Annotated in this window: 22 protein-coding genes and 1 tRNA gene; 11 read left to right on the forward strand and 12 right to left on the reverse strand. The window is 58.2% G+C overall.

All coding sequences use genetic code 11. The features are described 5' to 3' along the window. The first annotated feature begins 85 nt into the window (after nt 1-85). The 5 genes from AC2FFH_RS03080 to AC2FFH_RS03100 are packed head-to-tail and all read left to right on the forward strand — an operon-like array spanning nt 86 to nt 5855. Nucleotides 86-1549 (forward strand): aldehyde dehydrogenase family protein, encoded by a 1464-nt coding sequence (locus tag AC2FFH_RS03080; protein WP_496768759.1) that lies wholly within the window; start codon nt 86-88, stop codon nt 1547-1549. Next, nucleotides 1549-2526, forward strand: a complete 978-nt coding sequence (locus AC2FFH_RS03085; protein WP_496843720.1) for a membrane dipeptidase — start codon at nt 1549-1551, stop codon at nt 2524-2526. The genes AC2FFH_RS03080 and AC2FFH_RS03085 overlap by 1 nt, the downstream gene beginning before the upstream one ends. Then, a complete protein-coding gene (locus AC2FFH_RS03090) occupies nt 2523-4208 on the forward strand; it encodes a hypothetical protein (protein ID WP_496843721.1) in 1686 nt (561 codons plus the stop codon). The genes AC2FFH_RS03085 and AC2FFH_RS03090 overlap by 4 nt, the downstream gene beginning before the upstream one ends. Continuing rightward, the gene (locus tag AC2FFH_RS03095; protein ID WP_496843722.1) at nt 4205-4834 is read left to right on the forward strand and encodes a DUF3726 domain-containing protein; all 630 of its coding nucleotides are present in this window, start codon (nt 4205-4207) and stop codon (nt 4832-4834) included. Before AC2FFH_RS03090 ends, AC2FFH_RS03095 begins: the two co-directional genes overlap by 4 nt. Nucleotides 4835-4844: 10 nt before the next feature. Then, nucleotides 4845-5855, forward strand: coding sequence for an Ldh family oxidoreductase (locus AC2FFH_RS03100; protein WP_496768765.1), 1011 nt, complete (start codon nt 4845-4847; stop codon nt 5853-5855). 18 nt (nt 5856-5873) lie between these two features. Here the strand turns inward: AC2FFH_RS03100 and AC2FFH_RS03105 are convergent, their stop codons facing one another. After that, entirely contained in the window at nt 5874-6902 is a 1029-nt protein-coding gene (locus AC2FFH_RS03105) for a LacI family DNA-binding transcriptional regulator (RefSeq protein WP_496768767.1), read from the reverse strand. A gap of 113 nt (nt 6903-7015) precedes the next feature. Here AC2FFH_RS03105 and AC2FFH_RS03110 point away from each other — a divergent pair, with 113 nt between their 5' ends. Genes AC2FFH_RS03110 through AC2FFH_RS03130 form a run of 5 tightly spaced genes read left to right on the forward strand, consistent with a single transcriptional unit; the run spans nt 7016 to nt 12953 of the window. After that, entirely contained in the window at nt 7016-8527 is a 1512-nt protein-coding gene (locus AC2FFH_RS03110) for a tripartite tricarboxylate transporter permease (protein ID WP_496843724.1), read from the forward strand. Continuing rightward, on the forward strand, nt 8524-8979 hold the full coding sequence (locus tag AC2FFH_RS03115) for a tripartite tricarboxylate transporter TctB family protein (RefSeq protein WP_496696361.1): 456 nt from the start codon (nt 8524-8526) through the stop codon (nt 8977-8979). Before AC2FFH_RS03110 ends, AC2FFH_RS03115 begins: the two co-directional genes overlap by 4 nt. A gap of 44 nt (nt 8980-9023) precedes the next feature. After that, nucleotides 9024-9983, forward strand: a complete 960-nt coding sequence (locus AC2FFH_RS03120; RefSeq protein WP_472723032.1) for a Bug family tripartite tricarboxylate transporter substrate binding protein — start codon at nt 9024-9026, stop codon at nt 9981-9983. A gap of 55 nt (nt 9984-10038) precedes the next feature. After that, complete coding sequence (gene sauS / locus AC2FFH_RS03125) at nt 10039-11460, forward strand: acylating sulfoacetaldehyde dehydrogenase (protein WP_496843725.1); 1422 nt, start codon at nt 10039-10041, stop codon at nt 11458-11460. Further along, nucleotides 11457-12953: an AMP-binding protein gene (locus AC2FFH_RS03130; protein ID WP_496843726.1), complete on the forward strand. Its 1497-nt coding sequence runs from the start codon at nt 11457-11459 to the stop codon at nt 12951-12953. The genes sauS and AC2FFH_RS03130 overlap by 4 nt, the downstream gene beginning before the upstream one ends. 53 nt (nt 12954-13006) lie before the next feature. On the opposite strand, the gene AC2FFH_RS03135 is transcribed toward AC2FFH_RS03130, so the two are convergent. From AC2FFH_RS03135 to AC2FFH_RS03165, 7 genes are all read right to left on the reverse strand, one after another. Continuing rightward, nucleotides 13007-15019 carry a DEAD/DEAH box helicase gene (locus AC2FFH_RS03135; RefSeq protein ID WP_496843781.1) on the reverse strand — a complete coding sequence of 671 codons (2013 nt, stop codon included), beginning with the start codon at nt 15017-15019 and terminating at the stop codon, nt 13007-13009. A gap of 233 nt (nt 15020-15252) precedes the next feature. Then, a tRNA-Phe gene (locus AC2FFH_RS03140) sits at nt 15253-15327 on the reverse strand. A gap of 79 nt (nt 15328-15406) precedes the next feature. Next, nucleotides 15407-15589, reverse strand: a complete 183-nt coding sequence (locus AC2FFH_RS03145; protein ID WP_058275399.1) for a DNA gyrase inhibitor YacG — start codon at nt 15587-15589, stop codon at nt 15407-15409. Then, a complete protein-coding gene (locus AC2FFH_RS03150) occupies nt 15586-16608 on the reverse strand; it encodes a ribonuclease E/G (RefSeq protein ID WP_496843727.1) in 1023 nt (340 codons plus the stop codon). The genes AC2FFH_RS03145 and AC2FFH_RS03150 overlap by 4 nt, the downstream gene beginning before the upstream one ends. Next, complete coding sequence (locus tag AC2FFH_RS03155; RefSeq protein WP_496843728.1) at nt 16605-17183, reverse strand: Maf family protein; 579 nt, start codon at nt 17181-17183, stop codon at nt 16605-16607. The genes AC2FFH_RS03150 and AC2FFH_RS03155 overlap by 4 nt, the downstream gene beginning before the upstream one ends. 11 nt (nt 17184-17194) lie before the next feature. Continuing rightward, nucleotides 17195-17413 (reverse strand): translation initiation factor IF-1, encoded by a 219-nt coding sequence (gene infA / locus AC2FFH_RS03160; RefSeq protein ID WP_005978431.1) that lies wholly within the window; start codon nt 17411-17413, stop codon nt 17195-17197. A 91-nt stretch (nt 17414-17504) separates the two neighbouring features. Beyond that, complete coding sequence (locus AC2FFH_RS03165; RefSeq protein WP_496843730.1) at nt 17505-18380, reverse strand: carbon-nitrogen hydrolase family protein; 876 nt, start codon at nt 18378-18380, stop codon at nt 17505-17507. A gap of 368 nt (nt 18381-18748) precedes the next feature. On the opposite strand from AC2FFH_RS03165, the gene AC2FFH_RS03170 reads away from it, so the two are divergent. Beyond that, entirely contained in the window at nt 18749-18961 is a 213-nt protein-coding gene (locus AC2FFH_RS03170) for a dodecin (RefSeq protein ID WP_496843732.1), read from the forward strand. 56 nt (nt 18962-19017) lie between these two features. Here the strand turns inward: AC2FFH_RS03170 and AC2FFH_RS03175 are convergent, their stop codons facing one another. The 4 genes from AC2FFH_RS03175 to AC2FFH_RS03190 are packed head-to-tail and all read right to left on the reverse strand — an operon-like array spanning nt 19018 to nt 20940. Then, entirely contained in the window at nt 19018-19611 is a 594-nt protein-coding gene (locus AC2FFH_RS03175) for a GNAT family N-acetyltransferase (RefSeq protein WP_496843733.1), read from the reverse strand. Beyond that, nucleotides 19604-20002, reverse strand: coding sequence for a ketosteroid isomerase-related protein (locus AC2FFH_RS03180; protein WP_496725489.1), 399 nt, complete (start codon nt 20000-20002; stop codon nt 19604-19606). Before AC2FFH_RS03180 ends, AC2FFH_RS03175 begins: the two co-directional genes overlap by 8 nt. Before the next feature lie 2 nt (nt 20003-20004). Further along, nucleotides 20005-20457, reverse strand: a complete 453-nt coding sequence (locus tag AC2FFH_RS03185; protein ID WP_058275393.1) for an arsenate-mycothiol transferase ArsC — start codon at nt 20455-20457, stop codon at nt 20005-20007. Between the two features lie 3 nt (nt 20458-20460). Next, a complete protein-coding gene (locus tag AC2FFH_RS03190) occupies nt 20461-20940 on the reverse strand; it encodes a UPF0262 family protein (protein ID WP_496696377.1) in 480 nt (159 codons plus the stop codon). Between the last annotated feature and the right edge of the window lie 59 nt (nt 20941-20999).

A 20999-nucleotide genomic window follows, 5' to 3' on the forward strand; every position in this document is an offset into this window, starting at 1 on the left:
GCTTCACCTTTTTTGAAGTTTGCTCAATTTATTTGAGTTTGACTGATATCTACTCAAAAAGCCATTCTGCGCCAGACCAATTTTCATGACTCTGGGGCGCATCGTGACAAAACTGAACCTGATTGCTGGCGAATGGCTGGCGGGCGAGACCGAAATTGAAAACCGCAACCCTTCGGATCTGAGCGATCTGGTTGGCATGTTTGCTCAGGCCAGCGCCGATCAGCTTGAGGCCACATTGGATCAGGCGCGTATTGCACAGGCAGAATGGGAAGCCTACGGTCCCGAACGCAAGCAAGCGGTTCTGATGAACATCGGCAACGAGCTAATGTCGCGCGCCGAAGAGCTGGGAACCCTGCTGGCCCGCGAAGAAGGCAAGCCGCTGGCCGAAGGCAAGGGCGAGGTTTACCGCGCCGGTCAGTTCTTTACCTATTACGCAGCCGAATGCCTGCGCCAGATCGGTGAAAACGCCGACAGCGTCCGCCCCGGTGTTGAAATTGACGTTCGCCGCGAGGCCGTGGGCGTCGTAGCCATCATTAGCCCTTGGAACTTCCCGACCGCGACGGCCTCTTGGAAGATTGCTCCGGCGCTGTGCTATGGCAACGCAGTTGTCTGGAAACCCGCCAACATCACGCCGGCTTCTGCCGTAGCCCTGACCGAGATCATCGAACGTCAGGACATCCCCAAGGGTCTGTTCAGCCTTGTCATGGGGTCGGGCCGCTCGATCGGTCAGCGGCTGGTTGAAAGCCCCAAGGTCAACGCGATTTCCTTCACCGGTTCCGTTCCGGTTGGCAAAGGCATCGCCGCCGCTGCGATTCAGAACCTGACCAAAGTTCAGATGGAGATGGGATCGAAAAACGCGCTGGCCGTGATGGATGACGCCGATCTGGATCTGGCGGTGACGCTGGCATTGGGCGGAGCTTTTGGCGGTACAGGTCAAAAATGTACCGCATCCTCGCGTCTGGTCGTTCATGCCGGTGTGCACGATGCATTTGTCGAAAAACTTGTCGCGGGTGCGCAGGCCATGAAAGTCGGCCACGCGCTGGAAGACGGCGTTCAAATGGGGCCGGTCGTCAGTGAACAGCAACTGAACGAAAATTTGGCCTATGTCGATCTGGGTAAATCCGAAGGTGCCGAGCTGGCCTGCGGTGGTCAGCGACTTGAGATGCCGCATGACGGTTTCTACATGTCCCCCGGCGTGTTCCTGAACACCAACAACGATATGCGGATCAACCGCGAAGAGATGTTCGCGCCGTTGACCAGCGTCATCAAGGTCGGCAGCTATGACGAAGCGCTGAGCGTGGTGAACGCAACCAACTTTGGACTGACTTCGGGCATCGTGACGCAAAGCCTCGCTCGCGCGACCCACTTCCGCCGCAACGCGCGCACTGGTGTTGTGACCGTGAACCTTCCGACAGCGGGCACCGACTATCACGTGCCCTTCGGCGGACGCGGTGACAGCTCTTACGGTCCACGTGAGCAGGGCAAGGCAGCGGCGGAGTTCTACACCACGGTCAAAACTGCATACATCAGCGCCGGGACCCCGGTCTGATGCGCATCGACGGGCTGCAATACGCCAACTGGTCGGAGAAAATCTTCCGCCAACTGCGCGAAGGGGGCGTGGATGCGATCCACGTCACCATCTCATATCACGAGAACTTTCGCGAAACGGTTCTGAACTTTGAAAAGTGGAACCGCTGGTTTGAGCAATTTCCAGACCTGATCATGAAAGGCCGTTGGGCCAGCGATATCGACATCGCCCGGGAAACCGGGCGGACTGCCGTGTTTTTTGGGTTCCAGAACCCCTCGCCCATCGAAGACGATATCGGGCTGGTTGAAATCCTGCACGATCTGGGCGCGCGGTTCATGCAGTTGACCTATAACAACCAGTCCCTGCTGGCGACCGGCTGTTACGAGGCCGAGGACACCGGCATCACCCGCATGGGCAAACAGGTCATCAAAGAGATGAACCGTGTGGGTCTGGTAGTCGACATGAGCCATTCGGCGGATCGTTCGACCATAGAAGCGGCCGAGCTGTCCGAACGTCCCATCGCCATTACGCACGCCAACCCGCACGAGTGGTCCCCAGCCCTGCGCAACAAGCGCGACGCGGTGATCCGCGCGGTCACGGAAAACGGTGGGATGTTGGGCTTTTCGGTCTACCCTCATCACTTGAAAGACAAGTCCGACTGCACGTTAGAGAGTTTTTGCGAAATGATTGCCCGTACGGCCGACAAATACGGTGCACAACATCTAGGGATTGGAACTGACCTGTGTCAGGATCAGCCCGACAGCATCGTCGAATGGATGCGCGTTGGTCGCTGGACCAAGGAAATTGACTATGGCGAAGGTTCCGCCAGCAATCCCGGCTTTCCGCCAATGCCGAGCTGGTTCGAGGACAATCGCGACTTCGGCAATTTCGAAACCGGGCTGCGCAACGTTGGCATGAACGCCGAAGAAGTCTCGGGCATCATGGGCGGCAACTGGTACCGCTTTTTCGATCAGAACTTTGGACCACAAACCGCATGAACCACGTCAGTACTGATATTCCGCGACGCGATCCTGCGCAGGTTATGCGCCTGTCGCGGCTGGGCTCGCTGCATCAGTGCAGACTCAGCTTTATGCGACAACTGACCCGACGTATGGCGCGCGAGAACTGGGCCTTTACGCGTCCTGTTTTTGAGATCGACGAAAACGGCGTCGGCCACGCAGTCTACACGGCGCAAGGTCCGGATCGCGCCTATTCGCTGGTTGCGTTCGCCCATGACCTGCCGCCCGAACAACGGTCGGACCGGGTGATCGCTGAGGCGTGGGACGCCACTTTCGCATTATTCGATGGCATCCCAACGAAGCAGGACATCCAACGCCTGTCAGAAAACGTTCCATTGCAAGAGGCAGGGCGCGTAAGCGAAAGCGAGTTGTCCCTGTCTCGTGCCAACCGGTCCGTGCGTTTGTGGAAACACGTGGTTGACAGGTTGGCTGCCGGACAACAGCCCGACTTGGAGCAAATCCATAAAGTCGGTTACCTGATGCGGACGACGGCCGTTTACGGATCGGGCAAGTTCGGCGCCGCGGATCGCGAGAAGATTGCGAACCGGCCAGAACTGCACGCACCCTTTCAGGCGGAAATGTTGTCGGTCTACCTGACGCGAACATTTGTCCGCGATCTGGTGCAACATATGGCCCTCGCCAAGGGCGGCATGCAGTCGGCTGAACTGAACCCCGAGATTGCACAGTGGCTGGGCATCGGAAACTCAACCGGATTGGGGATGGCTCCGTTCATCGTCAATCACCCGGTATTGTTCAACAACTGGATCATGGCGCGCGAAGAGGCGTTGGCACGTGTTCGGTCTCTGCAATCAGCGTCAGAGGACGAAGCCCGACACTTTCGGGACATCTATGATCGCAGCAAGTTATCGATGTCGTGGTGGCGATCCGAGCATCCGGTTCAGATTGAGAAGATTGCCTCACTGAATGCCGATCTAACAGCCATTTCCGGCTATCTGGACGAAAATGACCTGACGCAGGACCGCCCGTGGGATCGGCTCATCCGCTGGTCGGAAACCACACTTGGCGAAGAAGGGCAGGAACTGCTCGCGTCGCTTATTCTGGAACCCTATGGCGAGCTGGTGGATGGCCTGACCGGATGTATGGCTGACGGGAATGCTCAGGCACAGCTTATTGATGGAGGCATGACTGTCGATCAGCTCCGTGCCGCGATCCACGACCGCTTTGGCTGGGCACTGGATATGGATTGGTCGGCCGAGGCGAACTGCGCGCGCGCCTGGTACGTGTCCGAAGAAAAGCTGGAACCGCGACTTGGTGAACGGTTCGAGGAACCGATTGCCGAATATGAACAGCCCCTCGCCCCGGCACGAGATGCCGCGCTGGCCTACGCGGACCTTGCGAGTTGGCAAGACGACAAGCCCGTAGCCGAGTTCCTTCTGCGCCATCCCGAGCACCGCCACACGGTGCGGCGCGCGCAGATCGGCGTTGTAGCCCCGTATGGCGAGCTTCGCGACAACACGATAAGCGCAGACGTCATGCCCATCGATATGCTCCGGGCCAAGCTGTCGTTTTTCGGTGCCACGCATTTTGATCCGCGCTCGGACCGCTGGGTCCGTATCTGCATGTACGCTGGCGCGCCTTACCCTGAAGACCTGAATACCAGCACCGCAGATCTGTGGGTCTATCCGGAGCTATCTTCATGAACGTCTCGCTAAATGAGATCGAAGCCACCGCAAAGCGCGCGGCGCGTGGTGCCGGATATAGCTGGGGACTGGCCGAGGAAGCCGCGAAAGCAACACGCTGGCTGTGCGCGCGGGGGCAAAACGGCACCGGTGCTTTGGCTCAGCTGCTGCAACTGGAATTGACGCGCGCACCTAAACAACACACCCCGGCCGATCTGAGCAGAGAATGGCAGAGTGATAGCGAGCTTTGCCCTTTGGTAACTGGCGCATTGCTGTCAGATTGTGCGCAGCAACTGAATTCATCCTCGATTGAGATAAAGAATGTAGCTGTACCTGTCTTGCTGCTTCCATTCGCGGCCAATGCGGCGCGCGTGTTACAGACCTGCGTGAGTGTTGACTGTGACCGTGCACAGGTAGAAACCGACGGATTTGACCTGTCCCTCAACGCCCCACTTTCGGATAGGGCACAACAGGTTTCGGTGCAAATCGGTGGCCAACTGACCGCACCAGTCCCCCGTCGAACACGGGCGGAACCTGATCCAACTGATTGGGACATTCTGAACCGGTTCGCCCACCGCACATACGCCCCCGCCACCGAGGAATCCCGCTTGCGCGGGGCCGGCGCGGGCTTATCCGACAACGATTAAAGAGGCCCCGATGATCAAAACCCGTACCCTGACCCTTGAGCAGATCGAAGATCTGGCCTTCCGCGCGCTTGTCGCCGCAGGAACATCCGAAGCCAACGCCCGGCCATTGGCCGTTGCCACCGCGGCAACCGAGGCGGATGGGGTCGCCAGCCACGGCCTGGCTTACATCCCGATCTATTGCGAGCACGTGCAATGTGGGAAAGTGGACGGAACAGCCCAACCAGAACTGTCGCGCCCACGCCCCGGCGCAGTGAACGTGGACGCAGCAACCGGCTTTGCCCATTCCGCAATTGATATGGGTTTCGAGGCCCTTATCCCAGCTGCACGTGAACAAGGGATCGCGGCACTGTCGATCCGCAACAGCTATAACTGCGGTGTCCTTGGCTACCATACATACCGGTTGGCGCAGGCCGGATTGGTGGGATTGGGGTTCACCAACGCTCCGGCCTCGATCGCGCCTTCGGGCGGCGCAAAACCCGTCGTCGGAACCAACCCTTTCTCGATCGCGGCGCCGGGCGCGGACGGCCAGCCCGCCCTGCTGATCGACCAAAGCGCCAGCACGATTGCCAAAAGCGAGGTCATGAAACACGCCCGCGAAGGCAAACCGATCCCGGTTGGCTGGGCTTTGGACGCAGATGGCAACCCGACCACGGACCCGAATGTCGGCCTTAAGGGGTCGATGGCACCGTCAGGCGGTTACAAAGGCGTCGGTGTTGCCCTGCTGACCGAGGTACTGGCCGCAGCCCTGACCGGCGCGACCCTTGGCATTAACGCCTCGCCTTTTTCCGGCACCGCCGGTGGCCCCCCCAAGACCGGGCAGTTCTTCATTGCGATCGACCCGACCGCCACCTCTGGCGATGCGTTTACTTCGGGGATCAGCGAGTTGGTCGGCGCAATCCGTGCACAGAACGGAGCGCATCTGCCCGGCGATGGGCGCGGCGGCAAGCGCAGGCAGGCACATACCGACGGCGTTGCAGTCAATGCGGCCACGCTGGATAAGATTGAGGCAATCATAGCCTAACTATTCTGCCGAGGCCTGTCAGGTCGCCAGCGAACGGGTCGTTTTTCTGGCGACACATTCCAAATCACAGCGGATGCTGAAATGCTTGGGGTCATCCGACGTAATAAAGTCGGTGAATTTCTCACCGGCCAGTGCTCCGATGGTTTCTGCGGGAATGCGGATGGTTGTAAGGCCCGGCTCGACGTCAGCTGAGCCCTTGAAATCTCCGATACCAATTATCGACAGATCATCGGGAACGCTTAAACCAAGCTTTTGGGCAGCAAACAGCGCCCCCTGCGCAATGACGTCATTGCCGCACAGCAATGCCGTCGGACGTTTCGGCGTCGTCAAAAGGGCCATGGCTGCCTGCTTGGCCTGAGAAACACTGTACGGCGCTTGGGTTTCATGCTCATCAGGTACGGAAACCCCCTGTTCGCCCAATGCGTCATGCACTGCGGAAAGGCGGTGCTGCGCGCGGTCGTTCCCCTGAGTTTCGGGAAAGATCAACCCGATGTCACGGTGCCCCAAATCTAGCAGGTGTTCGGCCGCCAATCGTCCGGCCAGATGGTTGTCCGCACCAACGCAAGGCAGGGGTGATTCTTCTGAGTAATTCCAGATTGCCAGCGCGGGAATCTTTTGCTGTGTGATCAAGCGGTTGGTGGCGTCGGAATGTTCCAACCCGACCAGCGCCACACCGTCCACGCGATGTTCAAGAAACTTGCGAACCATCGCGTATTCCCGATCCAGGTCATACCCATGCGACGCCAGCAACAGGCTGAATCCTGCCTGGTCGATCGAATCCGAAAAGGCCTGAATAACCTCGGAAAAAATGGCATGGTTGATTGTGGGCACCACAAGGCCAATTGTTCCCGACCGTTTTCCATGCATCGTTTGGGCGGCGCGGTTGCGGATGTATCCCAAGCGCTGCACCGCTTTGTTGATCTTTTTGCGAGTCGCCGGGTTGACCAGATCGGGGTGATTGAAAGTACGTGAAACCGTAGATGGCGACACCTTTGCAGCCTTTGCAACGGCCACAATATCCACCTTACCCTTTTGAAAGATAGTCATAATTTTACCCTATCCGGTCAAATTTATGAAAACATTTGCAATACTATTTTCATCCCCTAACCTGATTTGTCAACAAAGGTAAAAGTGCGAACGGACGGGTTGGGAGGCCCAGGATGGAATTCATTTACTACTTCGGAGATGTGTTCACGCCGATGTCGTTCCTGCTGCTTTTGGGCGGCACGATCGGAGGGCTGATCCTGGGCGCGACCCCCGGCCTTTCACCAACGATGGCGGTGGCCCTGTTGATCCCGTTCACCTTCCAACTTGAGGCCGCGCAAGGCCTGATCCTGCTGGGGGCGGCCTATACTTCAACTGTGGCTGGCGGAGCCGTCAGTGCCATCTTGCTGAAGATCCCTGGCGCTCCGGCGAATATCGCCACCACTCTGGATGGCCACACGATGGCCCAAAAAGGCGAAGGTGCCCGCGCCTTGCAGCTGTCTTTTCTGGCATCGGCCGTGGGCGGAATTTTTGGTGTTCTGCTGCTGATCTTCCTGACGCCCGTTTTGGCGCAATGGGCGCTTGCCTTTGGACCATCGCATCTGTTCTGGCTGGCCATTCTGGGGGTGACGGTCATCGGAACACTTGATTCCGCCTCAGTGGCCAAGGGGCTGCTGTCCGGTTGCATCGGGTTGTGGCTGGCGACCATCGGGTTCGACGACATCATGGGTGCACAACGCTTTATCTTTCACCCTGCACTGGGCGGCGGCATAAACATTATTGCCGCGTTGATTGGCCTGTTTGCGATCCCACAGGTGCTGACCATGTTTGCCAAAGGGCGCCACAACACAGGTGCCGAAGTGATCGAAGTGCAGCGCCATTCAATCATGGCGGCGTTCAAGGAACTGTTCAGCCGCGCCCGTGCGCTAAGCATCGGCACGCTGACGGGCTCGATCATCGGCCTGATCCCCGGTGTCGGTGGGCAGATCGCGGGCCTTGTCGCCTATGACCAGACCAAGAAGTTCTCGTCGGAAAAAGAAAAGTTCGGCACCGGCCATTCCGAGGGCGTCATCGCCGCGGAATCCGCCAACAACGCAATGGTTGGCCCTTCGCTTGTCCCGCTGCTGACGCTGTCCATCCCCGGCAGCCCGACCGCGGCTGTGTTGTTGGGCGGGTTGCTGATCCACGGAATTTTCCCGGGCTCGGACCTGTTTGACAATCACCCCGATGTCGCTTGGACATTCATCAACTCGATGCTGATTGGCCAGGTGCTGATGTGTATCTTCGGACTCTATATTGCAGGGCTTGCGGCCCGTGTTGCTCAGGTTCCGCAATCCGTCATGGCCGCCATCGTTCTGGCCTTGTCGGTCTTTGGCGCATACTCGGTTCAAGGTTCGATGGGCGACGTCTACGTGATGGCGTGCCTCGGAATCGGGATGTTCTTTTTGGAACGCTTCGGTTTCTCGGCTGCGCCGCTGGTACTGGGTCTGATCCTCGGGCCAATCGCCGAGGCCAACTTCATCCAGGGTGGAATGATCGCTGACGCGACCGTGGGCAAGGCGTCGTACTTCATGACCGGAGGGCTGAACCTGTTCCTGATTGCCGTCGTACTGGCCTCGATCGCCTATTCGGTCTGGATGGAACTGCGCAGCCGCCGCTACACCACCAAAGAGGAGGCACAGGCATGAACCGCTCACAGCACGTATTCGGGTCAGGTCTGGTCTTTGCCGTTGGTCTGTGGGTCGCATGGGTCAGTTACACGCAACAACCCGCCGAAGCGTTCCTGTTCCCACGCCTCATAGCGACGGTCTTTGTGGTTCTGGCCGGATGGACATTTGGCAAAGCGGTCATGGGTCTGTCCAAGGTCGGAAACGGCGTGACGCGGACGATGTTCGTGAACATGCTGCCGGGTCTGATCATCACGCTGATCTATGTTTTCTGGGCGGCGAAGACGCTGGGGTTCTACACCGCAACAACCATCGCCTTTTTTACCCTGCTGTCGATCTACGACCCCGCCCCCCATTCCGAGGTCAAAACCTGGATCAAACGCGGGATCATCACGGCGGTCTTTGTGGCGGTGATGTACGGGCTCTTTGCCATGCTTTTGAACGTCTACACACCAAGAGAAATTCTGTTCTGAACACGCAAATGCGCGGATGAACTAAATCAGGGAGGAAACGCAAAATGAAACGATTGATTGCAGGGGCAGCAATGGCTCTGACGGGCCTGACGGGCGCGGCAATGGCCGAGGAATATCCCGAACGGCCGATCATGATGATGGTCAGTTACGGGGCCGGAGGCGCGACCGATTTTCAGGCCCGGATCGTCACGATGACATCTGGAAACGAGGATGCGCTGGGAATGCCCATCGCCATCATCAACAAGCCTGGTGCCGGTGGGCGCGTTGGCTGGAACTGGTTCGCAACTCAGGCCGATCCAGATGGCTATACGCTGGGTGCGTACAACGTTCCTCATTTCATCGCCCAGTCGATCAAGGGTGGCGTCGAATATTCGACCGACAGCTTTGAACCCATCGCGAACTGGGGCGCAGACCCGGCCGTGTTCGTGGTTGGTGCCGACAGTGAGTTCAACTCGATGGATGACGTTGTCGCCTATGCCAAGGAAAACCCGGGCAAGCTGACGGTATCCGGCGCGGGCCTTTTTGTGGGCCACCACATCGCGGCACTGCAGATCGACAAGGCAGCCGGGACCAAGATGGCCTACATCCCGACCAAAGGTGGCGGAGCAGCAGCCATGAAGGCCGTCATCGCTGGTGAAGTCATGGGCGGCATCAACAACCTGTCCGATGCGTTCCGCGCGCAAGAGGCGGGCAATGTGAAGATCCTCGGCGTTGCTGATCTTGAGCGCAATGCGTTTCTGCCGGATGTTCCGACGATGATGGAACAGGGGTTGGACGTGGACAACTCCTCGGTCAATTTCCGGGGTGTAATGGTGCCCAAGGGAACACCTCCTGAGGTGATTGAAAAATTGGCCGCAACCGTGCCCGAGATGTTCGCCAATTCTCGCGTTTCCAAGAAGATGGAAGCGGGTGGCTCGCCCATGCACATCATGACACGTGACGAAGTGATCGAGATGTGGGCGCAGCGCCAGCAAACGCTGAACGAATTGCTGGCTGGTCTTTAACCGACCCCAATCGGGGCGGGCAGAACCCGCCCCGGACAACCAATCGAGGACCAAAATGAACGCTCCAAACGACATAGCCCCCGAAATCGCCGAAGTGGACCGGATCGTGGCACAGGCACGCAAGGCTCAGGCTGCCTATGAGGCAACTGGCAGTCAGGCGCTCTATGACAAGGCGGCGCTGGCGGCAGGTTGGGCGATCATGGATCCCGCACGCAATCAGGCACTGGCAGAACTGGCGGTTGAAACCACCGGACTGGGCAATGTCCCCGACAAGATTACCAAGAACCACCGCAAAACTCTGGGTCTTCTGCGCGACATTGCCGAGGCAAAGACATATGGCATCATCAGCGACGATCCTGAAACAGGGATCACAGAAATCGCCCGTGCGATCGGCGTCGTAGGCGCGGTGGTCCCTTCGACCAATCCGGCCGCAACACCGGCCAACAACATCATTAATGCTCTCAAAGGTGGCAACGCCATCGTCGTCGCCCCCTCGCCCAAGGGCGTGGCATCCTGTGAGAAGCTGCTAAGCTTCATCCACGCGGAGTTTGACAAGCTGGGTCTGGATCGGGATCTGGTTCAGATGATCCCCGCACCGGGGTCAAAGGCCAAAACCCAACGGCTGATGGAGACCTCGGATCGGGTGATTTGTACCGGCAGTCAGAACAACGTTCACCGCGCTCAGTCCTGCGGCACACCCGCCGTCGCGGTCGGCGCGGGCAATGTCATCGTGATTGTCGATGAAACCGCCGATTTGTCGGCGGCGGCAGCCAAGATCACGGCGTCAAAGTGTTTTGATAATGCGACTTCGTGCTCGTCCGAGAACGCAGTTGTGGTGGTAGACGCGGTCTATGATGACTTTGTCGCAGCAATGGCCGCCGAAGGTGGCGCGCTGGTCCCCGCATCCGATGCCGCAGGTATCATTGCGCGTCTCTGGCCGGACGGGCACCTCAACCGATCCGCGATTGCTCAGGACGCCGACAAGATGCTTGATGCGTTGGGGATGGCAGACAAAGCACCCGAAGGCACAAAGTTTCTGGCGGTAGAGACCGATGGGATCGGTCCCGATCATCCCCTGTCCGGAGAGAAGCTGAGCCGCGTTCTGGCCCTATATCGGGCGTCGGACTACGCGGGCGCCAAAGCTCTCGCAGCGCGCGTCCTGGCCTATCAGGGGGCCGGACACTCGGTCGGCATTCACACCAGTGACGACGCACGCGCCATTGAACTGGGTCGAGAGTTACCCACCTGCCGGGTAATCGTGAACCAAGCCCATACCTTTGCCACGGGCGGCAGCTTCACCAACGGAATGCCTTTCTCTCTATCTATGGGATGCGGCAGTTGGGGCGGAAACTCTATCGATACCAACCTGCATTGGCGGCACTTCGTCCAGACCACCAAAATTGTGCGTGAAATAGCCCCACGCGAACCCGCGCTCGAGGACGTATTCGGCGCGTATTGGAGGGAGGCTGGCCAATGATGGAACCGCCCAAAGGAACGGTCCGCGATTGGCTGGACCTAAGAGCCGATCAGGGCGGAACCGGGTTTGATTTTCCCGATGGCGCACAGGATCTGAGCTGGGCTGAATTGCGCGACTCGGCCAAAAACGCCGCGGGAATGCTAACCCGCCTTGGGGCGCAAAAAGGCGAAAGTGTCGCCCTTATCTACCCCAATTGCCGCGAGGCTCTTATCGCCTTGTTCGGCGTACTCTATGGCGGATTCCGGGCAACAATGATCAATCTCGTCGCTGGCGACAGTGCCGTGGCCTACGCCCTTGAGCACAGCGGCGCGCGCTTTGCCTTCGTGCACCCGGATCAAGCAGAGTTGTTTGGCCGAACAGCCGACCCTGCCGTGACCAAACCTTTGCAGATCGCCGATGCTGGTGACGCAGATACCCAGCTTTATGACCTGACGCCCGATGATCATGCCCTTCTCATGTACACCTCAGGCACAACCGGCAGACCAAAGGGCGTTGTTCATACCCATTCCAGCCTTTTGGCAGGCGGCTGGACCACCGCTGTCGCACATGAGCTGACCGACACGGATCGCGGTTTCTGCGTCCTGCCGATCTATCACATCAACGGTCTGTGCGTGACTGTGATGGGAACCCTCGTTTCGGGCGGGTCCCTGGCTATGTGCGAACGGTTTTCGGCCAGCCGGTTCTGGGACAATCTTGGAAAAACTGAGGCAACTTGGTTTTCGGTAGTCCCGACCATCATCTCTCATCTGCTGCAATCCGACACCAATCCGGACATCCAAACCCGCCAGCGGTTGCGGTTCGGGCGCTCTGCCTCGTCCGCGCTGGCACCGGACGTACAACGGGCTTTCGAAGAACGATTCGACGTTCCTATCGTCGAAACCATGGGGCTTACCGAAACCGCCGCGCAGATCCTGTCGAACCCACTTCCGCCGGGTGTGCGCAAAATCGGCTCACCGGGCGTTGCCTATGGAAACGACGCCGCGATCCGGGATGCGAACCAACAGCCCGTCCCGCACGGAACCGAGGGAGAGCTGGTCATACGCGGCCCGAACGTGATGCTTGAGTACCTCAAGGATCCGGATGCGACTGCGGGCACATTTACGGCCGATGGATGGCTGCGCACCGGCGATCTGGCGCGTATGGATGAGGATGGATACGTCTATGTCACGGGCCGCTTGAAAGAGCTGATCATCAAGGGCGGCGAAAACATCGCACCGCGTGAGATTGACGAGGCGCTTTATTCCCACCCCGACGTTGTCGAAGCCGCAGCCTTTGCACGCCCCTGTCGCAGCTATGGCGAAACCGTCGAGGCCGCTGTCAAAATCAGGGAAGGGTCCGAGCTGACGCCGCTGACCCTATTGGAGATTTGTGAGACCAAGCTGGGTCGGTTCAAATCCCCTGACGAGGTTCACATCCTGCGTGATCTGCCAAAAGGGCCATCGGGTAAGATTCAGCGTAACCGGATACTCGAAATCGTCGACGCTCGGACCTGAGCGTCGACGGGAATATGACCGCTGGCGCGTTGCTGCGGCCACATTGAGCGGTGCTAAGTCTTGCGCCGTTTCGGCACAGCATCTCCGCCCTTGCCCGCTTTCGCGACTGAAACGCGGGCGCGATTCTTCTTGTTGCTGGGTTTTCCCTTGGGCGGCGGCGGGCCTTTGGTGGGTTTACCGCCGGGCTTTACGCTTCCGTCTTTGCTATTGTTAGCGGTCGTTTTGTGGGTTTTCTTCTTTGCGCTCGTTGCCGTGAATTTAACATCCGGCTCGCTCAGTAACGAGTCGCGGTGCGGTGTCGAACCATGTTCTTTTGATCGGGTCTGTTTGAAACCGCGTTCCGATGCTTTACTGGGCTTGCGATCTTCGGGCTTAGGTTTGCGGTTACGGGGCGTCGGGGCATCGTTCCAATCAACCGGGGTGGTGTCCCCTTTGCGCGGACGCGGTTTACCCTTGGGTGGGCGGTTGGACCTTGGACGCTCAAACGCTGGCACGTCAGGCGCGCCATCCAAGCGCACAACGTCTTTCGAACCTTCGATTTTCATACCCGGTCCAACAGCCGCCAGAAAGCCCGCAACACTGGCTTCGCGGATCTCGACGTAAGACACATCATCGGCAATCCGGATCGCACCGATATCGTCTTTGGTCAGATCACCGGCCTTGCAGATCATCGGCAGCAAATGGCGCGGCGAAGCATTTTGGTTGCGACCTTCAGACAAAGAAAACCAAACGCTCGGACCAAAGGCGGCCCGGGGTTTCGGGCGGTCGGCCGTCACCGGGGCCAACTCTTCCGGCGCTGAGTGGCGCAATTTATACTGACGTAGATACGCTGCCGCTATTTGCGCAGGGGTAAATTTTTCAACCAGGTGCCGAACCGCGTCCTGTTCGCTTTCGGTAACCTCAACCTGCCAGTCATCCGAGGCAAGCATCCGCGCCTGATCCCGTTCGTTCACCTCATCCGAAGACGGGGCGACGCCCCAATCCGCCGTGAGCTTTGCGAATTTCAGAATGCGCTCGGCCTTTTTCCGCGATGACGGTTCGACCACCAGGGCGCTGACGCCCTTTCGCCCTGCCCGGCCCGTGCGCCCAGAGCGATGCAAAAGCGTCTCGTGACTGTTGGGCAGCTCGGCGTGGATCACCAGGTCGAGGTTCGGCAAATCAATCCCGCGCGCCGCGACATCTGTCGCCACACATACCCTCGCACGCCCATCACGCATCGACTGCAACGCGTTAGAGCGTTCACTCTGCGTCAGCTCACCAGACAGTGCCACCACAGAAAACCCGCGGTTGGAAAGCCGCGTGGTCAATCGTGACACCATCGCACGCGTGTTACAAAAAACGATGGCGTTGGGGGCTTCGTAGTACCGCAACGCATTGATGATCGCGTTATCCCCGTCCCGCGGCGCCACCATCATTGCACGATATTCGATATCGGCATGTTGGGTTTTCTCGCTGACAGTGCTCACCCGTTCGGCATCGCGCTGATAGCTGGTTGCCAGGCTAGCAATGGCGCGTGGGACCGTAGCTGAGAACAGCAACGTTTGCCGCTCGGCCGGGGTTTCATCCAGGATGAACTCAAGATCCTCGCGAAATCCAAGGTCCAGCATTTCATCTGCTTCGTCCAGAACCACGGCCCGGATCGCGGTCAGATCAATGGAACCACGCATGATATGATCGCGCAGTCGCCCCGGCGTTGCGACAACAATATGCGCCCCCCGCGCCAAAGCCCGGCGTTCATCACGCATATCCATGCCACCGACGCACGAGGCCAGAAACGCGCCGGCATCAGAGAAAAGCCAGCTCAGTTCACGCTTGACCTGCATGGCCAGTTCCCGCGTAGGCGCAACCACCAAAGCCAACGGCGCACCGGACGCCCCGAACGTCTCATCTTCGCCCAGCAACTGTGGTGCAATCGCCAACCCGAACCCGATGGTTTTTCCCGATCCGGTTTGCGCCGACACCAACATATCGCGCCCTTCCAGCTCAGGCTGTGTCACGGCCTGTTGGACTTGTGTCAAAGTATCGTAACCCTTGCGGGCAAGCGCATCTGCGATGGTCTGTTTCACGGTGGTGTTCTTTGTATCAGCCGGGGGATACGTGCCTTGCGGTATTGCAATCAGCGCATCTTCCAAGGTTAAAGACCGCCTCTTAACGGGAGTCGCTGGCAATGTATAGCCGTGTCTTTTGTGGTGACCGAAGTAAAAAACCGCCGGTCACGTAGGTATCTTTTGATGAACTTGTTTGCAGTTTCAGCCAACTGTCAAAAGCCGATGCGAAACCAATACTTTACCAGATAAAGTGGTGCCCGGGGGCGGAATCGAACCACCGACACGAGGATTTTCAATCCACTGCTCTACCCCTGAGCTACCCGGGCACGGGAACGGCGTTTACCGTTGGGTGGAGGCCTTCTATGACTTGCTACAGGCAGTGTCCAGAGGCTTTTTCACATTTTTTCAATGTGGACGTTGTTGCTCTGGTTCGGGATCGGAAACTTCTGTTTCAACGTCCTCTTCCCGCTGCGATGGAACCGCGTAGGACCCGTTCAGCCACTTGGCCAGATCAATATCAGCACACCGCTTCGAACAGAATGGCCGAAACTCGGTTACAGACTTTTCTGCGCAGATCGGGCAGCTCATTTCAGCACTTCCGACAACGGGATACGGCCGCGTTTGCGCTGTAGCTCGTAGTGGCCAAGAGGGGTCCAACCTGCCAGCGTGGTTTCGACCGAATCTGCCTTCAACGCAGCGCGCAGAGAGGCCTCGAACCCACGGCGATCCTTTTTAGGCATTGGTGCTAGATCCAGAGTGATTTGCCCCCCTAAACCGCGAACGCGCAAGGCACGGGCAAGCCCCTTGGCGCAGGCGAAATTGACCTTGGTTCCGGCCGCCATCGACGTGTCGGACCCAGTGTTGACATCCACAGCGACCAAGGCCCGGGTGGGTTGAATATAAAGATGGCCGCCCCCGGGCAGTGGCTCGGAAATACCACGCGCCACGTCCAATGCATCCAATACGCCATGCGTTTCGAAACTACCCGGCTGTGTCACAACCTCAGCCGGGTCGGTCCAGTCGCGCCAGGCCAGGACATGGGGTCCGTCACCTTCAAGCAGCAGCTCGGGCTCAGTTCCCGGATCGTTCAAAACCTGATCCGCATGGGCCAGCATCGCGCCGATATCCTCGGCGACTTCAGCCGCACCTTCGCCCTCACAACAGGATCGCAGGATCAGGCCATGGCTGCTGCCCTCCATGCTCTCATGAGCGATTTCAAGAAGGCGGTCACGCTCATCTTCATCGTGGATGGAACGTGAGATATTCAAACCGGGCGCATCAGGCGTGACGATCGCATAGCGACTTTTGAACAGAACCCGATCGGTCACCGGCAGTGCCTTACCGGGTTCGGCATAGCCCGTCACCTGCACCAACATCAGTGCACCGGGTGCGAGCCCTTTTACCTGCCGCAAGAAAGCCGGACCGTCAGGCGTGGTCAGGAACATGCCACCCTGCCCTTTGACGGGCCGGTCGGCGCGGGCACGGTAAATCGTGCCCGGCGCGGGCGCGTCAGCTGCAATCAGGAAATCGTCCAGCTGACCGTCGACCATAAGGGCGGCAGCTTCGCGGTTTTCAATGTGATCCAGAACGATGGTTCGACCCTTCATGACACCTCACGATACAGGGGATAGCCGATGCCTTGCAAAAGCGCGGCGGTCTCGGACAGCGGGAGCCCCACGATGCCGGTAAACGAACCAGAAATCCACGGGATGAAAGCCCCGGCGGGGCCTTGAATGGCGTAAGCGCCTGCTTTGCCCTGCCAGTCTCCGGTCGCCAGGTAGGCGTTGATTTCAACGTCTGACAGACGTTTGACCTTGACCTGAGACACAACATCACGTTGCAGAACGCGGTCCCCGCACCGTACGGCGACCGAGGTGATTACGCGGTGCCGTCGACCGGACAAAGCATGCAGAAACTCAGCCGCCTGGCCCGCGTCTTCCGGTTTTCCCAGAATACGGCGCCCCAGTGCGACCGTGGTATCCGCGCAAAGAGTTACATCGTCGCCATCGGCCTGTACCGCCTGTACTTTTGCCCGCGTAATGCGATTGCAATAGGACACCGGCAGCTCACCTTTCAGCGGCGTTTCATCAATGTCGGGTGCACGGATGGCATCGGGCTGCACGCCAAGCTGGGCCAACAGGTCCAGCCGCCTTGGGCTGCCCGATCCTAAGATAAACGCCATTGCGGCAGGCGTTACTTGAAGCGGTAGTTGATCCGACCCTTGGTCAGATCATAGGGGGTCATCTCGACCTGAACTTTGTCGCCGGCCAGAACACGGATGCGGTTCTTGCGCATCTTGCCTGCCGTATGTGCGATGATCTCATGGCCGTTTTCCAGCTCGACCCGAAACGTCGCATTAGGCAGGAGTTCCTTCACGACACCGGGAAATTCGAGCGTATCTTCCTTGGCCATGTTGTCTCCACATTTAAGTTGCACTCGCAGAATCTGCGAGGATGTGCGCTTAAATGAGCCCATTTTGGGCTTATTTCAAGGGCGGAATCACCTAAAGGGCGGATAATGTGACCGATTCGACTCGGGGGGCTTGTTCTTCCCAGTGCGTTCGGTTCAGCACCTGGCCGTCGGCACGCACTTCCGCGATGGCGGACAGATCGATGTCTGCATAGGTCCAACCGGGGTGGTTAAGTGTGCCTTCGGCCAGTACGCCGGTGGCCGGAAAGCCCTTGTCTGGCGGGCCGAAAATGCCACCCGTTCCGGTATTCATATCTACAGCCTCGGACCAGTCGTTGTTCCCGACCAATGACGCCATAACCGTAACGCACTGATTTTCCAACGCTCTTGACATAGCACCAATCCGAACGCGCCAGTAACCTGAAAGCGCTTCGGTACACGAGGGGACAAGGATTAGGTCGGCGTCGCTGAGCGCACGGCCCAGCAACGGAAACTCGCTATCATAACAGATCAACACCCCGATCTTGCCCAGCGCCGTATCGAACAGTTTCAATGGGCCGCCAGGGGCGATATCCCACGACTCGCGTTCGAACCGGGTCATGATCTGTTTGTCCTGGTGGTCCTGTTTGCCATCTGGGGCATAAAGTGCTGCCCGGTTCACAGGTCGACCGGGGCCATCCACAACCGGGGCCGATGCGCCCAGAATGTACGCCTTGTACTCCTGTGCGAGGCGCTGGTGCAGGTTTTGCACATCCTCCATCCGATCCGAGACTGCATGGATCGAACGCTCCAGATCACCCGCCACCTCGGTTCCATCGAGTGCCGACAGTTCCATCGCGCCGTATTCGGGGAAAACCAGCAGTTCCGCCCCCTGCCTCGCGGCGTCTGAGACCCAACGGTCGAGCTTGTCCTCATATTGCGCCCAACTGTCGAGCCAATCGAGGTTATAGGCGGCAGTAGCGACTTTCATGGGCTTTCCTTGCGGTCCAAACTCGGGCGAATTTAAGTGTGAGTTCGCGGGCTGTATAGCCCCATCCTGACACCTTGGGTTTTGAGTGACCATTTCCGCTATGACCCCGAACTGTCAAATGCCGCAGGATGCATGAATGACTGCCAAACCTTGCTCTTGTCGGAAATGAGCGGCCAACGAAACCGTCATTGTTGACCGGTGAACCAGCACACAATTCATTTTAAAGTGCTGGTATGTCAGCATGCAACCATCTGTCAGTCTGCAAGAGACAGATTCAGTTGATGTCTTGGCAATGATGAGAGAGCCTGAGGGTCGGTTCCGAGGGGCCATCAAACACGCACCCAATAATCCAGTTCAGCTTAGGGAGAATGAAAGTGACGAATGCAACCTACAAGAAAATCGATGTCGTCGACACGTCAACGGAATCTGTTGATGCAGCTATCAGGTCGGGTATCTCAAAGGCGGCTGAGACAGTTAAAAACCTTGATTGGTTCGAAGTTTCGGATATCCGAGGTCACATAACGGATGGCGAAGTTGGTCACTTCCAGGTCGCTATGAAAATCGGGTTCAGGCTCGACTAAGACAAGGCACAAGAACAGCAAAAGACCGATTTGTCCGCAGAGCAGACGAAAACTATCTACAGATCCCGCATCCAAAACTGCAGTCGCTTTGCTGTCTCGCCCTCTTCGCCAACATCCTTCCACGAAAACTGCGCGATCACACCGGGCAGCGGCTCATATCCCCGCGCGCGCCAGAAGGTATCCAAGGGGCGATAATTTTTGGGCCGCATGGGGTGGTCTGGGGCGCGCTGTACACTGCAAAAGGCGCATTTTCTGTAGCCCAGCTTGCGCGCGTGTGCCTCGCGAAGGTCAAAAAACTTATGCCCAACCCCCTGCCCCCGATAGTCCGGCAAAAGGACAGATTCGGCGCAGTAGAAGATGTCGGTCAGGTCCAGGCCCGAGCCTTCAAAGGCGGCGGCGAAATCATCAGCGTGATCGGTCAGAGGGGCACCGGTTGAAGTGCCTATCAGGCGGTCACCATCGAACGCTCCAACAACGACCGCTTTGTCGCTGTCACGGTAAGATTGCAGGTACTTCCGCTCGTAATCGATGTCGCCGTCATACAGATACGGCCATGCCCGAAACACTAGAATCCGCAAACGCGCCACATCGTCCAAAGCATTTGTCAGCGCCGCGCCAGTCAGGGGGCGGACAGCTGTAACCTCAGCCATTCGAAACCTGCTTTGTCCAGTCAGCGAGGTTGTAGAACGTGGTAACGCGGGTGATCTTGCCGTCTTTCAAGTCAAAGAACGACCCAGCGGGCAAGCGATAGGTCTGGCCGTGGGCTTCGGGCAAACCCTCATCCGTTTGCAGATAGGTGCCGTTCACAGTGAACTCGGCCGAAGCGCGGGTGCCGCCTTCGGCCTCAAACACCACGATGTCCGTCAGGTGTTCCTTGTAGCAGCGGTTCATATGGGCGCAGAAGGCTGCAAATTTTTCCTTGCCAGTGCGGATCTGGCCTTCGTTCACGTGATGCGCCACGTCATCTGACAGGCAAGCCAGCATGCCGTCGACGTCACCGGCATTGAAAGCGTCGAAATAGGTTTTGACGGTCTGGTTCATGGTCACTCCGTAGGTTCGCCCCAGCGACCTTTGAGATGCTGAATGATCTGGTCGCGGGTCTGTCGGTAGTGAATTAACTTGTCTGCGCGGCTTTCGCCCAGTCCGGTAGGGTCCATTATTGGCCAATAATCGACATCCAAGTGAAAAATGCGCGTCAATTCCAGAGCCTGGCGCTGACTGGCTGGAGACAACGCAACGATCAAGTCGAACGAGCTGAGGTCGTCACCCCATTCCTGCATCTCATCAAACGAGCGGGACCGATGGCGGGACAGTTCAACGCCGACTTCCTGACAGACAGCAATGCAAAATCCGTCAATCTCAAGGTCATTTCGCACACCGGCGGACTGCACATAAGTGCCCGTACCATAGAACTTTTTCATGAGCCCTTCGGCCATAGGGGACCGAACCGCGTTATGGTCGCAACAAAACAGGACCGACTGCGGTAAAGGCTTCACGCGTCAGCCCCCGAAATGCAGCACGCAGATCAGCGTGAAAAGGCGACGCGCGGTATCGGTATCTATGTCGGCCTTACCTTCAAGTCGCTCCTGCAAGACGCGGCTGCCTTCGTTGTGGATGCCGCGACGGGCCATGTCGATGGTTTCGATCTGGCTGGGCGGCAGGGTTTTTACCGCGTTGAAATAGCTTTCGCAGATCTGAAAATAATCTTTGACCACTTGCCGGAACGGCCCCAGCGACAGGTGAAACTCAGCTGCCTTTTCCTCGGCCTCGGTGGCTATGTCAAAGACCAGCCGCTTATCGCGGATCGACAGCTGCACACGGTATGGTCCATCAGGCGTGACACGGTCATCGCGCACCGGCAGCGCAAAGCTGTTTTCTTCCAGCAAATCATAGATCGCAACCTTACGCTCCTGCTCAATCTCGGGGGTCGGCGGAGGCAGGTTTCGGTCGTCAAGTTCGATGTGCGAGATACGAGTCATAAGGCGTGGTCCGTTCAGGTCGGGACAGACTTATAGCAACAAAATTAAATGGGCAACGC

This window comes from Ruegeria sp. YTSC003 (genome assembly GCF_059609785.1).